At 63.7% G+C, this 13740-nt stretch carries 15 protein-coding genes; 9 read left to right on the top strand and 6 right to left on the bottom strand.

Annotated features, from left to right (window positions below):
• The first annotated feature begins 118 nt into the window (after positions 1 to 118).
• Complete coding sequence (locus F3H95_RS17460; protein WP_149746919.1) at positions 119 to 583, top strand: hypothetical protein; 465 nt, start codon at positions 119 to 121, stop codon at positions 581 to 583.
• Here F3H95_RS17460 and trmFO read toward each other — a convergent pair.
• The 4 genes from trmFO to F3H95_RS17440 all read right to left on the bottom strand — a co-directional run bounded on the left by trmFO (position 548) and on the right by F3H95_RS17440 (position 4499).
• Positions 548 to 2011: a methylenetetrahydrofolate--tRNA-(uracil(54)-C(5))-methyltransferase (FADH(2)-oxidizing) TrmFO gene (trmFO, locus tag F3H95_RS17455; RefSeq protein WP_149746918.1), complete on the bottom strand. Its 1464-nt coding sequence runs from the start codon at positions 2009 to 2011 to the stop codon at positions 548 to 550. The genes F3H95_RS17460 and trmFO overlap by 36 nt on opposite strands.
• A gap of 77 nt (positions 2012 to 2088) precedes the next feature.
• Complete coding sequence (locus tag F3H95_RS17450) at positions 2089 to 2481, bottom strand: VOC family protein (RefSeq protein ID WP_149746917.1); 393 nt, start codon at positions 2479 to 2481, stop codon at positions 2089 to 2091.
• A gap of 36 nt (positions 2482 to 2517) precedes the next feature.
• Positions 2518 to 3153 carry a glutathione S-transferase family protein gene (locus F3H95_RS17445; RefSeq protein WP_149746916.1) on the bottom strand — a complete coding sequence of 212 codons (636 nt, stop codon included), beginning with the start codon at positions 3151 to 3153 and terminating at the stop codon, positions 2518 to 2520.
• Positions 3154 to 3284: 131 nt separating this feature from the next.
• Positions 3285 to 4499 (bottom strand): NADP-dependent isocitrate dehydrogenase, encoded by a 1215-nt coding sequence (locus tag F3H95_RS17440; RefSeq protein WP_142881067.1) that lies wholly within the window; start codon positions 4497 to 4499, stop codon positions 3285 to 3287.
• Positions 4500 to 4673: 174 nt separating this feature from the next.
• Here F3H95_RS17440 and F3H95_RS17435 point away from each other — a divergent pair, with 174 nt between their 5' ends.
• The 6 genes from F3H95_RS17435 (at position 4674) to F3H95_RS17410 (ending at position 10210) form a co-directional block, all read left to right on the top strand.
• Positions 4674 to 5204 carry a hypothetical protein gene (locus F3H95_RS17435; RefSeq protein WP_142881066.1) on the top strand — a complete coding sequence of 177 codons (531 nt, stop codon included), beginning with the start codon at positions 4674 to 4676 and terminating at the stop codon, positions 5202 to 5204.
• 74 nt (positions 5205 to 5278) lie between these two features.
• Entirely contained in the window at positions 5279 to 7276 is a 1998-nt protein-coding gene (locus F3H95_RS17430) for an FUSC family protein (RefSeq protein ID WP_149746915.1), read from the top strand.
• 67 nt (positions 7277 to 7343) lie between these two features.
• Positions 7344 to 8186 (top strand): RNA methyltransferase, encoded by an 843-nt coding sequence (locus tag F3H95_RS17425; protein ID WP_149746914.1) that lies wholly within the window; start codon positions 7344 to 7346, stop codon positions 8184 to 8186.
• Positions 8158 to 8970: a glutamate racemase gene (murI, locus tag F3H95_RS17420; RefSeq protein WP_149746965.1), complete on the top strand. Its 813-nt coding sequence runs from the start codon at positions 8158 to 8160 to the stop codon at positions 8968 to 8970. Before F3H95_RS17425 ends, murI begins: the two co-directional genes overlap by 29 nt.
• 403 nt (positions 8971 to 9373) lie before the next feature.
• Positions 9374 to 9613: a DUF1127 domain-containing protein gene (locus tag F3H95_RS17415; RefSeq protein ID WP_149746913.1), complete on the top strand. Its 240-nt coding sequence runs from the start codon at positions 9374 to 9376 to the stop codon at positions 9611 to 9613.
• 129 nt (positions 9614 to 9742) lie between these two features.
• Positions 9743 to 10210: a GNAT family N-acetyltransferase gene (locus tag F3H95_RS17410; protein WP_149746912.1), complete on the top strand. Its 468-nt coding sequence runs from the start codon at positions 9743 to 9745 to the stop codon at positions 10208 to 10210.
• Here the strand turns inward: F3H95_RS17410 and F3H95_RS17405 are convergent.
• Complete coding sequence (locus F3H95_RS17405; RefSeq protein ID WP_142881061.1) at positions 10186 to 10563, bottom strand: VOC family protein; 378 nt, start codon at positions 10561 to 10563, stop codon at positions 10186 to 10188. The two genes, F3H95_RS17410 and F3H95_RS17405, sit on opposite strands and share 25 nt — an antisense overlap.
• 49 nt (positions 10564 to 10612) lie before the next feature.
• Entirely contained in the window at positions 10613 to 11323 is a 711-nt protein-coding gene (locus F3H95_RS17400) for a YafY family protein (RefSeq protein WP_149746911.1), read from the bottom strand.
• A gap of 130 nt (positions 11324 to 11453) precedes the next feature.
• Here F3H95_RS17400 and F3H95_RS17395 point away from each other — a divergent pair, with 130 nt between their 5' ends.
• Positions 11454 to 12092: a LysE family translocator gene (locus F3H95_RS17395; protein ID WP_149746910.1), complete on the top strand. Its 639-nt coding sequence runs from the start codon at positions 11454 to 11456 to the stop codon at positions 12090 to 12092.
• A gap of 119 nt (positions 12093 to 12211) precedes the next feature.
• Complete coding sequence (locus F3H95_RS17390) at positions 12212 to 13738, top strand: ATP-binding protein (protein ID WP_188134407.1); 1527 nt, start codon at positions 12212 to 12214, stop codon at positions 13736 to 13738.
• Positions 13739 to 13740 lie beyond the last annotated feature (2 nt).

The following is a 13740-nucleotide window of genomic DNA, read 5'->3' as shown; positions in this document are numbered from 1 at the left end:
CACTGTCCTGCCGGCCAGCTTGCGGAGCCCGGTTCCGTCTGGCGGTCACGTTCGGGCAAGCCTCGGCCGCTACAGGGCAGGGGCGGTGAGCGGTGCCGTCTGCAGGGGAGAATTCGGTGTGAGTCTGGTCGTCTGGGCAATCATTTTCGGACTGGTCATTCTGACCGCCTATTACACCACATCCATGGCGCGGGAGCGCGAGGAACTGGATCGACATGATCCGGGACTCGCCATTCTCGAATTCGGGCGTGCCTATCCGACGGAAGCGATCCGCAGCCTGCATGAGACCGAGGATGGCAACACCATCTTCGTGCGCCTCTACGACAACAAGGCCGGTATCATGCGCAATGGCGGCTCGCACTATGCCTGCCATCTGATCCAGCCTGACCGTTCGCGCGTGACGCCGATGTCGAACGGGCGCGGCCTCACGATCGACTTTCTCGATGCCCCCACGCAGAGCGGCAGCTTCGTGTTCTCGACCGCCGCGGAGGCGGCCGAGGTGTCGCTCTGGTTGCTCGGCAACTATGTAACCCGCGAGCCGATCCAGTTAGACGGCGTCCGCGGTCAAGGCGGCAGCCTCTGAGGCCTCCGCAAACACGGGCGCCGGGACGCCCAGCCACGTCGCGCAGTCGGTCAACGCGCGGCGGGCCAGAAGCTGGCGCTTCATCACTGTCTTGTCCTTGCCGCGGAAGCGTTTGACGCCCTCCGGCTTAACGATGGAGCCGGGCTCCAGCTCCGGAAACAGGCCGAAATTGACGTTCATCGGCTGGAAGGAGCGCTTGCCGGGCTCGTCGTCCGAGACCAGATGGCCGCCGGTGATATGGTTGAGGAGCGCGCCGAGTGCCGTGGTGGCCGGCGGCAGGCTGGGGGCCTCGCCTCTCGCCTCGGCAGCCGCGAAGCGACCGGCCAGCAGTCCGATCGCTGCACTTTCCACATAGCCCTCGCAGCCGGTGATCTGGCCGGCAAAGCGCAGGCCGGGGCGCGATTTCAGCGTCAGGCTCTGGTCGAGCAGCGTCGGAGAATGGATGTAGGTGTTGCGATGCAGGCCGCCGAGCCTTGCGAATTCGGCATTCTGCAGGCCGGGAATCATCCGGAAGATCTCCGCCTGCGCGCCATATTTCAGCTTCGTCTGGAAACCGACCATGTTGTAGAGCGTGCCAAGCGCATTGTCCTGCCGAAGCTGGACGACGGCATAGGCCTTGACGGTCGGGTTATGGGCATTGGTGAGGCCCATCGGCTTCATGGGCCCGTGGCGCAGCGTCTCGCGGCCGCGCTCCGCCATCACCTCGATCGGCAGGCAGCCATCGAAATAGGGCGTGCCTTCCCATTCCTTGAAGCCGACGGTGTCCCCGGCAATCAGGGCATCGACGAAGGCGTCGTACTGGTCCTTGTCGAGCGGGCAGTTGATGTAATCCTTGCCCGTGCCGCCGGGGCCGACCTTGTCATAGCGCGACTGGTACCAGCAGATCGACATGTCGATCGACTCGCGGTGAACGATCGGCGCGATCGCATCGAAGAAGGCGAGCGCATCCTCGCCGGTTTCCGCCTGGATCGCGGACGCAAGCGAGGCGGAGGTCAGCGGGCCGGTCGCGACAATCGAAAGGCCCCACTCCTTCGGCGGCAGACCCTGCACTTCCTCACGCACCACGGTGATGCGGGGATGCTGCGACAGCGCCTGTGTGACGGCGTCGGAAAAGCCGTCGCGATCGACGGCGAGCGCCCCGCCGGCCGGCACCTGGTGGCGGTCGGCGCAGGCCATGATCAGCGAGCCGGCAAGGCGCATTTCCGCATGGATGACGCCGACCGCATTGGCGGTGGCATCGTCGGAACGGAAGGAATTGGAACAGACCAACTCGGCAAGGCCGTCGGTCTTGTGCGCATCCGTGCCGCGGACACCGCGCATTTCATGCAGGATGACGGGGATGCCGGCCTCGGCCAGCTGCCAGGCGGCTTCGGAGCCGGCAAGGCCGCCGCCGATGACGTGAACGGGTGTGGAGGAAATCTTTGTCATGGGCGGCTCAATATCATGAGCCGCCCGCTGGTCCAATATCAAAGGCGCCTGCCTGACTAAGCGTGTTTCTGCCGGCGTCAACCGGCCATCGGCGTGCAGAGTTCAACCAGCAAACCGTCCGGGCAGCGAAGGTAGGAAACCACCTGTCCCCACGGCCTTTCCGCGGGTGGCGACAGTTCACGCGCCCCGCAGGCGATGGCCCGGGCATGCGCGGCGGCGACATCCTCGGTCACGAGCGCGATTTCCATGCCGAGCGGCTGCGCAGATGCGTGGGCGGAGACATGACCGCCTGGAAAATTGATCTCGGCCAGCGCCTCTGCCGCAAAGGCCAGCGTGGTTTCGCCGCTCTCCAGTTCGCCATAGGTGCCGCTGTCGTGCAGGAAGCGGGTGGAAAAACCGAAGGCATCGCCGAAAAAGGCGAGCGATTTGGCCACGTCGGGAACATAGGCGATGGTATAGCCGAACTTCATGGAGGTTTTCCTGTCTTTCTGAGGCATGCCAGTGTGTCAGCTTTGTGCGGCGGAGGCGAAGTTGGCCGCAAGCGCGTCATCAAGGTCCGTGGCACGCTTATGCGCCGGGCGTGATTCAATGCGCGCAACATAGGCCTCGAATGCAGGGCGTTTCTCGATGCTGCCGAACTGCATGCCCCACATCAGATGCGCGCCGAGATAGACGTCCGCGCCGGTGAAGCGCTCGCCAGCGATATAGGTGGTGGCGGACAGCGCCTGTTCCAGCGTGTCGAGAACAAGATCATAGGAGCCGTAGCCGACCATGCGCTGCTTTTCTTCCGGCACCACGAAGCCGAGCGCGCGGTTGCTGACCGCGGTTTCCAGCGGTCCGGCGGCGAAGAACATCCAGCGATAGTAGGCAGCCCGTTCTGCATCCGTCTGCGGATGGAGGCCCGCGTCATGGAACGTGTCCGCCAGATAGGCGATAATGCCGGCGCATTCGGTCACCACGAGGTCCCCGTGGCGAAGGGCCGGGACCTTGCCCATCGGATTGATCGCCCGATAGTCCGCGCTTTTCATGTCCGGCCCGTAGGCCAAGAGACGTACATCATAGGGCTGGCCGACTTCCTCCAGCATCCAGCGGGCAATGCGGCCGCGCGACATGGGGTGGGTATAAAGTGTCAACGGTGACATGAGGCTCCTCCAGTATTTGTTCTTCTTATGTTCTTATTGTGCCGCGATGACGGCCGGATGACAAGCCCGTGTGGACAAAGAAAAACCCGGCCGCGAGGCGACCGGGTTCGTCTGTCTCGGGATCGGTGAGATCAGGCGGCCATGGCGGCGCGCAGGTTCTCGTCCACCTTGTCGAGGAAGGCGGTGGTGGAGAGCCACGGCTGATCCGGACCGATGAGGAGCGCCAGATCCTTGGTCATGAAGCCGGCTTCGACGGTATCGATGCAGACCTTTTCGAGCGTCGTCGCAAATTTTGCGAGTTCGGCATTGTCGTCGAGCTTGGCACGATGGGCAAGGCCACGTGTCCAGGCGAAGATCGAGGCGATCGAGTTGGTCGAGGTTTCCTGACCCTTCTGGTGCTGGCGATAGTGGCGCGTCACGGTGCCGTGGGCGGCTTCGGCTTCCACCGTGCGGCCATCGGGCGACAGAAGAACCGAGGTCATCAGGCCGAGCGAGCCGAACCCTTGAGCAACCGTGTCGGACTGGACGTCGCCGTCGTAATTCTTGCAGGCCCAGACGTAGCCGCCGGACCACTTGAGGGCGGACGCGACCATATCGTCGATCAGACGGTGTTCGTAGACGATGCCGATCTCGTCGAACTTTGCCTTGAATTCGGTCTGGTAGACTTCTTCGAAGATGTCCTTGAAGCGGCCGTCATAGGCCTTGAGGATGGTGTTCTTCGTCGACAGGTAGACCGGCCACTTGCGCATCAGGCCGTACATCATCGACGCGCGGGCGAATTCGCGGATGGATTCGTCGAGGTTGTACATGGCAAGCGCCACGCCGGCCCCCGGTGCGTTGTAGACTTCCTTCTCGATCACTTCGCCGTCTTCACCGACGAACTTGATCGTCAGCTTGCCCTTGCCGGGGAACTTGAAATCGGTTGCCTTGTACTGGTCGCCGAAGGCGTGACGGCCGACAACGATCGGCTTGGTCCAGCCCGGAACCAGACGCGGCACATTCTTGCAGATGATCGGCTCGCGGAAGATCACGCCGCCGAGGATGTTGCGGATCGTGCCGTTCGGGCTCTTCCACATTTCCTTGAGGTTGAATTCCTTGACGCGGGCTTCGTCCGGGGTGATCGTTGCGCACTTGATGCCGACGCCGTGCTTCTTGATGGCGTGGGCGGCGTCGACAGTCACCTGGTCATTGGTGGCATCGCGGTTTTCCACCGAGAGGTCGTAATATTCGATCTGAAGATCAAGATAGGGCAGGATCAGCTTTTCCTTGATGAACTGCCAGATGATGCGGGTCATCTCGTCGCCGTCGAGATCGACGACCGGGTTGGCAACCTTGATCTTGTTCATGTATCAGCCTCTTCAATGAACGGGGCTTGCCGCCCCGGCTTAGGTGGACAGAAGTCTCGTGCGCTATAGCACCGCAGAGCCGGAACGCAAAGCACTGCCAGAACAATTGCCATTGCCAAATCGATTGAGGGGGATAATCTCCCGCAACGTTTCCAGACAGGGATTATTGCCGCCATGCGGACCGTGCCGCTCGCCTTACTTTTTGCCTCCTTTGCCACGTTTGCCAGCGCCGCCGATGCCACTGATCCGGTGCGTCAGGTGATGGACATGACCAAGGCCAACTGGGAAAGCGTGGACGCGGGCTGGAAGTTCATCTTCGATCCGGAGCCACTGGCAAAGCTGTTCAGCAAGCGCTTTCAGACAGCCTATAAGGAGGCCGCCAAACACCCGGCCTACGAGACCGAAAACAACCAGCCCGGCGATCCCTTCGGCTACGACGTGGTGACGGATTCTCAGGATGGCTGCCCGCTGCAGAACATCACCATTGCACCTGGCCAGCCGAACGGCGCGGTGACATCCGTCAAGGTCACCTTCAAGCTGTGGACCTGCATCGATCAGGCCGACATCAAGGATTCCGTCAATGAGGTGGATTTCGATGTCATCACCGAAGGCGGGCGTTTCGTGATCGATGATATCCACCGTGTCAGCGAGGGGGAGCGGGATTCGGTGTTTTCGGAAATGCAGGATCTTGCCAAGGGCGAGTGACAGCGCCAAACGGTTTCGCCGCACCGCGAGGCCGTCCCTCGTGAAGCTGCAGACGTGACCAAGGCGCTCCCGGAATGGCATCCAAACCCAAGCTCATCGACTGGATTCACTCGGTAGACCCCGCCCTGTCGCGGGCCCGCATGGGTGCGCGCGTCACGCTGTCGATTGCTCTGTCCGTCGGTGTTCTGGTGCTGGTGCATCTCAATGGGATGGCGTTGCCGCCGATTGCCTTTGGTCTGGCGATCATTCTCTCGATCGAGGGCGGTGTTGCCGTGCGCGATGCCACGCCACGTGGCCAGTTGCTGACCCGCGCGCTCGGCGCCCTCGCAGCGCTGGCCAGCATGTCGAGCGCGATTGCGCTGGAGCAGCACCGCTATCTCTCCGATATCACTTTCCTGCTGATCGTGCTGTTTGCAAGCCTGGCCAGAGTCTATGGACCGCGCGGCTTTGCCATCGGCATGTTTGCCTTCACGTCCTATTTCATCAGCACCTATCTGAACCCCACCTATGACCAGTTGCCGGGAGCAGCCTTTGCGCTTGTTGTGGCGGCGCTGGTGTCGCATGGTGTGCGCAGCTTCCTGCTGCCGGACAATCGCGGCCGGGACCTGCTGCAGGCGCTGATTGCGATGCAGGGCCGCGCCAACGATATCCTCGTCCGTCTGGCGCTTCTTGCCCGCGAGCATGTGACGACGGATGAGGACCGCGCGGAACTGGTACAGCTCCAGGAACGACTGAAGGAAGTCTCGCTGATGGCGGAGGGGCTTCTGCCACGCAATGCCGATGGCATGCTGGACGAAAGCGATGCCGGCGTGATGGAGATCGCCACCGCCATCTTCGACCTGCATCTGGCGACCGAAAGTGCCGTCGTGCTCAGCGTCTACAACACCGCTCCCTTCGGTCTTGTGCATGCGGTGCTGGAGGGCAAGGACGAGGCGGTCAGCCACTGGAGCGAACTGCGCGACGAGACGCCCGACAAGCACCTGCGCGAAACGATCAATGCGTTCACGCTTCTGCATCGCATCCGCACCCGCTTTGCCGGCGTGATTGCCGAGGGTATGCACGACCAGTTCCGAATGCTGGCGCCCCATACGCCGGATCGCTCCGGTGCACGGCCGGACTTTTCGCTGAAGAACCCGCTGGTACGCGCCGCCCTGCAGATCACGGTGGCCTCCGGCATCGCCATGGTGTTCGGCCTGATGCTGTCGCGCGAACGCTGGTTCTGGGCGGTGCTGACGGCCTTTCTCGTCTTCACCAATACCAAGTCGCGGGGCGATACCGCCATTCGCGCCCTGCAGCGCTCCATCGGCACCGTGCTCGGCATTGCCGCCGGCCTCTGTCTGGCCTCACTGATCAAGGGCGATATGGTGGCAAGCGTCGCGGTGGCCGGGCTTGGCATTTTCTGCGCCTTCTATGCCCTGCAGGCCTCCTATGCGGTGATGACCTTCTTCGTCTCCATCGTCATCTGCGTGATCTATGGACTGATCGGCTCGCTGACGACCGAGCTTCTGCTGCTGCGTGTCGAGGAGACGCTGATTGGCGCCGTGGCCGGCACGGCCGTCGCCTTCGTCGTGTTTCCTGCCCGCACGCGCGAGACGCTGGAGGGAGCGATCGGCCGCTGGTACGACCAGTTGGGCCAGCTTCTCGAATCGGCCCGCGCTGGCGCCTCCGGCAATGATCTGATGGAACGCTCCCGCCAGCTCGATCTCGCCTATCGCGATCTTGCCCAGGCCGCTCGACCGATCGGCACGTCCTGGTCGATTGTCACCAAGCCCGGCCATGTACGCCAGACGCTCGCCATCTTCCTCGGCTGTACCTACTGGGCGCGCATGTTCGCCCGTGGTCAGGCCCTGCCGGCGCATGCCATGCCGGCAGAGGACGTCGAGGCGGTCAGCGCCCTGCTGGAAAAGATGTCGGCCGCCCGTGCTCTTTCCGGCGAGCCGTTCTACCGGGCTTCGAAGGTTCGTCGCCAGACCCTCGATCACCTGCCGACCTATCATCTTGGTGCCCGGCAGGGGCTGGACATGATCGGCATTCTGCTCGGCCGCCTGACGCCGCCGCGTCGCGTGACCTGAGGCCGGGCTTGCGCGGAAAAGCACGGAGCGATATCTCCCGCGCGACCAAGCATCGGACGGGATCACCATGGCAGGCACGAACAGCGAGCGCGAACTCTTGACGGAAGGTCCGGCAATCATCCTCGTCGAACCGCAACTGGGCGAAAACATCGGCATGGTAGCCCGCGCCATGGCGAATTTCGGCCTGTCGGAGCTGCGCCTCGTCAACCCGCGGGACGGTTGGCCGAGCGAGAAGGCACAGGCCGCCGCCGCCAAGGCGGACCATGTCATCGAGGCGACACGGGTCTTCGACACGCTGGAAGAGGCGGTCGCCGATCTCAACTTCGTCTATGCCACGACGGCACGCCAGCGCGACGGCTTCAAGGAGGTGCGCGCGCCGGTGACGGCAGCCGCGACGCTGCGCCAGCGCTTCAATGCCGGGGAGCGAACCGGCATCCTGTTCGGCCGCGAACGCTGGGGGCTGACCAATGAGGAGGTGGCGCTGGCCGACGAGATCGTTACCTTTCCTGTCAACCCGGCCTTTGCCTCGCTCAACATCGCCCAGGCCGTTCTGCTGATGTCCTATGAGTGGATGAAAAGCGGCATGGACGATATCGCCGCGACCCCCTTCCAGGCGGTGGACCAGCGGCCGGCGACCAAGGAGCAGCTGTTCGGCTTCTTCGAGCAGATCGAGGAGGCGCTCGATTCGCGCCATTATTTCCATCCGCCCACAAAAGTGCCGAAGATGATCGACAATCTGCGCGCCGTCTTGTCCCGGCCGGGCTTCACGGAGCCGGAAATCAGCGTCCTGCGCGGCGTGATCTCCTCGCTCGACGGCTTCCAGCGCCGCTGGCCGAAGGGACGGAAGCCGAAGACGGACGAGGCGGGGCATGACGGGGGCAATGAGGGTGGCGACAAAGGCGACGCATGAGCTGAAACCGGTTCTCGTCTTTGATTCCGGCATCGGTGGCCTGACCGTTCTGCGCGAGGCCCGCGTGCTGATGCCGGAGCGCGGCTTCATCTATGTGGCCGATGATGCCGGCTTTCCCTATGGCGGCTGGGAGGAGGAGGGGCTGAAGGCCCGCATTCTCGCGCTGTTCGCAGATCTTCTCGACCGCTACGATCCGGAGCTTTGCATCATTGCCTGCAACACCGCCTTCACGCTGGTCGGTGCTGATCTGCGGGCCGCCTTTCCGGACATGACCTTTGTCGGAACGGTGCCGGCCATCAAGCCGGCAGCGGAGCGCACCCGGTCCGGCCTCGTTTCGGTGCTGGCCACGCCCGGCACCGTCAAGCGCGCCTATACCCGCGACCTTATCCAGTCTTTTGCCTCGCAATGCCATGTTCGGTTGGTCGGCTCGGAAAATCTGGCGCGCATGGCGGAAGCCTATATTCGCGGCGAGAGCCTGGACGATGCGGCGGTTCGTGCGGAAATCGACCCGTGCTTCGTGGAGCGGGAGGGCCGGCGTACCGACATCGTGGTGCTGGCCTGCACGCATTACCCCTTCATGGCGAACCTGTTCCGCAGGCTGGCGCCCTGGCCGGTGGACTGGCTGGATCCGGCGGAAGCGATCGCAAGGCAGGCCCGCCGGCTGGTGCCGCCAGCGGATGCAGACAGCCACGGCGTCCACGCCGACTTCGCCGTTTTCACCTCCCATGCGCCGGATTTTCCGACGCGTCGCCTGATGCAGGGCTTTGGTCTTCGCGTATCGTGAGACAACAGGCATAGCGCCTGCGTCACTGTGGCGCATTGGCAACAAGGAAGCCCATTTCCTGCAAATGCAGATTGCAGGACTTGTGGATGGAATGAGCCTGTGTCAGGTTCTTCGCGTCCGCAATTCTTCACGGAAAGGAGGCACGTCATGGATTATATTCACTCTCTCATGTGCCTCACCGGCGGATATATGATGACCCGTGCGCAGGCTCTGTCCGGCACATTTGGCGGTCATCGTACTCAGGCGCATTTCGCCTGATTTCCCAGCTATTTGGCACCTAGACCTCAACCTCTCTGACGCCGCGCGAACCCGTGTCCAAGCCCTCGTGGCCTGACCTGTTTTGCCGTGCGTTTTCCAACCCGCAAAAGGACCCGTTGCCGAGACGCAGCGGGAATGAAGACTCATGTCCAAAGTACAGCCTTTGGTTGCCGACACTGTCGGCGATCTGCATCGTGAACACGGTTTCTGGCGCGTCGCGGCGGCCCTGGCTGCCGCGGTCCTGCGCGAACGGCGCAAGGCCAACGACCTCAAGCACTTCTCTGACCGGATGCTGCTCGATATCGGCGTTCCCGAAAACGAAGTGACGAACGAGTATCGGATGATCAGGCAGCCGATGGTCTTCTGGCTGGGGTTCCGGCTGTGACCCGCGCGCCTCCGTAAGGAGGCGATTGTCCGGCCGGGCACGATCGTGTCCCGTCCGTCATGCAGCAGAGATACCTTCCGCCCTTCGGGGCGGGAGGTTTTTCGCGTTCGACAACAGACAGGAAAGACCATGCCGTCTTTTGACATAAGACGCCTCGATGCCGATGACATGACCGAGGCCGCCGCCGTGCATCGTGCGGCGTTCAACGCCGCTTTACCCTCGCTTGCCGATCTGCACACGCCGGCGGAAGATCGCGTCTACTGGCGTGAGCATCTTTTCGAAACCTGCACCATCTGGGGCGCCACGGAGGGCCGGCATCTGCTCGGCGTCATCGCCGTTCGGCCGGGCTGGATCGAGCAACTCTATATTTTGCCCGGCCGGCAGGGGGAGGGTATCGGCTCGGCGCTTCTGGCGCGGGCCAGGAAAGGGCAGGTGACGCTCGATCTCTGGACCTTCCAGGTCAATGACCGTGCACGCCGGTTCTACGAGACGCGTGGTTTCGTTGCGGTCGAGCAAACCGACGGGCGCGGAAATGAAGAGAGGGAGCCGGACATCCGCTACCGCTGGCAGGTTCAGACCGGCTGGTCGGCGACGTGATAGACACGCAGCCGGTGACCATCCGGATCGGTGGCGGTGAAGGTGCGGCCGAAATCCATGGTGGTCGGAGGCTGCAGGATGTGGGCCTGCCGGCCGATCCAGAGCGCATGCAGGGCGTCCACCTCGGCATCGCTGTCGCAGGAGAAGACGATCTCGCTTGCCCCCGTTGCCCCTGACGTTCCCGGCTCGACGCCGCGCCGATCCCACAAGCCGATTTTGAAACCACCCGCCAGTACGAACATCGCAAAGGTCGGTGAGGCCTCGACGGGCTTGATGTCCAGCAGAACCTGATAAAAGACGCTGCTTGCGGCAACGCTGTCGACATGCAGAAGAATGAAGTTGGCGGGTTTCATGATGTGTGCCTCCGTGTGTTGAGGCCCACAGATCTACGCCGTTCCACTGTCAAGAACTGTCAGCAGCCGCGTTTGAGGCGCCGGCCTGCTGCCGGGCGCGCCATTCCGACAGAAGTGCGGCCTTGCGTCTCGGATAGCGCTCGCCCGTCTCAAGGAGATCGCTGATCCGGTCGGCGCGGAAATGGCGGAAATCTTTCCGGGTCTCGCACCAGGCGACCAGCACGCGCACCTGATCGAAGTAACCGAGCGCGAAGGGCCAGACGCGGCGTGCGGACTTTTGGCCGGAAAGATCCAGATAGGAGAATTGCAGCGTCTGCTCGCGGCGGATAGCCTCCCGCAGCCGCTTCAGGTCGCCCGTCGGGCCTTCCGCCTGTTCCGCAGGCCCGATCAGCAACTGGTTTTCCTCGATCTGGTCGCGAAGCGGCGCGGGCAGCACGGCGGAAATGCGCGCCACGGCGGCGCGGGCAGCCTGCGCCAGATCGCCATCGCCCCGCGCGGCGACCCAACGCGTGCCGAGAATCAGTGCCTCCAGCTCCTCTTCCGAAAACATCATGGTCGGCAGCAGGAAGCCGGATTTCAGCTGATAGCCCATGCCGGGTTCGCCGCGGATATCGGCACCCTGTGCCCTCAGCGTCGCGATGTCGCGGTAGAGCGTGCGCAGCGAAACCGACAGGTCTTCGGCCAGTTGTTCGCCGCGGACGGGACGACGGTATTGCCGCAGCGTTTGAAGGAGAAGCAGAATACGGTCCGAACGCGCCACGATGGCTCCCTGGATTGTATCTTGGTCGCCCTGCGAGGCGGGCAGGCGGCGATGTGCGCATGTCACGCGGCGCTTGCCAAGCGTTTCCGTTCGTGGCTTGCTTCCCGTCATAGTCGAGAGGGAACTGTCCATGCCGATTGAAAACTGGCTTGCCTTCGTCGCAGCCTCTGCCGTCATGCTGGCCATTCCGGGGCCGACGATCCTGCTGGTCATCTCCTATGCGCTGTCGCATGGGCGCAAGGTTGCGGCTGCGACGGTGGCTGGCGTGGCGCTTGGCGATTTCACCGCCATGACCGCTTCGATGCTCGGCCTTGGCGCCCTTCTGGCAGCCTCGGCCTCGGCCTTCACCGTGCTCAAATGGATCGGCGCTGCCTATCTCGTCTATCTCGGCATCAAGCTGTGGCGGGCCCCGGTCGGCGACGCCGCAGCGGCGGATGCCGAAGAGCACGCGGGTGCGGAGCCAGCCTCGAAAATCTTCCTGCACACCTATGTGGTGACGGCCCTCAATCCGAAGAGCATCGTCTTTTTCGTGGCCTTCCTGCCGCAGTTCTTCGACCTGACGCATCCTCTGCCGCCGCAGATGGTGATCCTCGAGGTCACCTTCCTGGTGCTTGCCACGCTGAATGCCGCGCTCTATGGCCTGCTCGCCTCGATGGCGCGCGAGACCGTGCGCAAGCCCGGGATCCGGCGCATCGTCAACCGCACCGGTGGCTCTCTGATGATCGGCGCCGGCCTGCTGGCGGCCGGCTATCGTCGGGCTGCCGGCTGATTGTCTGTTGATCACGCTCCATTGGGGCGCGCAGAATCGCCGGGGATCTGGTAGAGCACTGCCGGATGAGCGGGGAAAAGCCCCCCTCGACATATCATGTGCATGAGAGGTTGAAGGCCGTGCAGGTAGGCATCGATATGGGAACTGTGTCCGGCGGGCAGCCGGCCAAGCTCGATATCGAGGAGCTTCTGGCCACCCGTCTGCTGGTGCAGGGCAATTCCGGGTCCGGCAAGTCGCACCTGCTGCGGCGTCTGCTGGAGCAGTCGGCGCCCTGGGTGCAGCAGGTGATCATCGATCCGGAAGGCGATTTCGTCACGCTCGCCGACAAGTACGGCCATGTCGTCGTCGATGGCGAGCGCACGGAAGCCGAACTGATCGGCATTGCCACCCGCATCCGCCAGCATCGCGTCTCCTGCGTGCTGACGCTCGAAGGCCTCGACCTCGAGGAGCAGATGCGGGCCGCCGGCACCTTCCTCAACGGCCTTTTCGATGCCGACCGCGAGTACTGGTATCCGGTGCTGGTGGTGGTGGATGAGGCGCAGATGTTTGCGCCCTCGGTCGGCGGCGATGTGTCGGAAGATGCGCGCAAGCTGTCGCTCGGCGCGATGACCAACCTGATGTGCCGCGGTCGAAAGCGCGGTCTGGCGGGCGTGATCGCCACGCAGCGCCTGGCAAAGCTTGCCAAGAACGTGGCGGCCGAAGCCTCCAACTTCCTGATGGGCCGCACCTTCCTCGATATCGACATGGCGCGCGCCGCCGATCTGCTCGGCATGGACCGCCGGCAGGCGGAAATGTTCCGCGATCTGAAGCGCGGCAATTTCGTGGCGCTTGGCCCGGCCTTGTCGCGCCGGCCGCTGCCGATCGTCATCGGTACGGTGGAAACCTCGGCACGCTCCTCCTCGCCGAAGCTGATGCCGCTGCCGGATGCGCCGCAGGATGTGGAAGACCTGATCTTCACGCCGGACCCGGAAGAGTTCACGCGGCCGATCATGCGCCGCGCGCCGCCGGCACCGCGGCCGACGACGGATATCCTTGCCGAATTGTCCCGCTCGACGCCCTCCATCAGCACTACGCCGCAGGAACCGAGCCGCCCCTCCCAGCCGGAGCTTTCGCCGGAAGAGCGGGAGGAGCGGCTGGCGGCCGTGCTGTCCGAGATCATCGACGATCCGCAGGCCGCCTATCGCACCGATTCGGTGCTGTACCAGGATTTTCTCGTGCGCGCCCGCATGCGCCGCCTGCCCGGACCGCCGATGTCGATGGCGGAATTCCGCCGCCGGCTGGCGATCTCACGCGCCGGAGTAGACGAGGAAACGGCCGCGACCCCCGGTTGGCAGACGGCGCTGGAGCTTTCCGCCCGCGTCTCGGACGATCTCCAGGGCGTGTTCCTGCTGATGGCCAAGGCGGCGCTGACGGGCGAGCCCTGCCCTTCCGACATGCGCATCGCCAAGGCCTATGGCACGCATTCTGCACGCCGTGCCCGCCGTCTTCTCGGCTATTTCGAGGAGCAGAACCTGATCGTCGTGCATTCCGACTTTTCCGGCAAGCGCATCGTCGCCTTCCCGGATCTCGACGTGCAGACGGCACCGGGCGCGCCGGATGCGACCGATGATGAACCGGCGCGTGTGGACCGGTTCGCGGCGGAGTGAGA

Origin of the sequence: Rhizobium sp. RU35A, from assembly GCF_900156005.1 — a bacterium.
Classification (GTDB): domain Bacteria; phylum Pseudomonadota; class Alphaproteobacteria; order Rhizobiales; family Rhizobiaceae; genus Neorhizobium; species Neorhizobium straminoryzae.
The sequence above is the reverse complement of the archived record's forward strand: the minus strand, read 5'-3'. Positions and strand labels throughout refer to the sequence as shown.